The following is a 341-nucleotide window of genomic DNA, read 5'->3' as shown; positions in this document are numbered from 1 at the left end:
GTACGTTTGCCCCTGCCTGAAGAGCTTCGCCGGGAAGAAGAAGTTATCGAACCTGATGGTATTAATGACAATTGGGTGCGTATTGGTGAAGAAGTGACTGAAGTATTGGAACATAAACCGGGAGAGTTGTATGTGCGCCGGATTGTCCGACACAAGTATGCAGTAAAACAAGCTTTACAAGAACAAGAAGAACCAGCTGTTCGAGTTGCAGCACTTCCTCCATTACCTTTACCACGCAGCAATGCCGGCCCATCACTATTAGCAGAGCTTTTAATCAATAAATACGAGTACCACTTGCCGTTTCATCGTCAGATAAAAATGTTGAAGCAAACTGGTGTCAG

At 44.9% G+C, this 341-nt stretch carries 1 protein-coding gene; it reads left to right on the top strand.

Annotated elements, in window-relative coordinates:
• Positions 1 to 341 (top strand): IS66 family transposase (locus KDU71_RS22895; RefSeq protein ID WP_212193447.1); only part of this gene is annotated, 341 nt, incomplete at both ends.

Origin of the sequence: Carboxylicivirga sediminis (assembly GCF_018156225.1) — a bacterium.
Classification (GTDB): domain Bacteria; phylum Bacteroidota; class Bacteroidia; order Bacteroidales; family Marinilabiliaceae; genus Carboxylicivirga; species Carboxylicivirga sediminis.
Note: the sequence above shows the minus strand (reverse complement) of the source record. Positions and strands in the feature narration are given on the sequence as shown.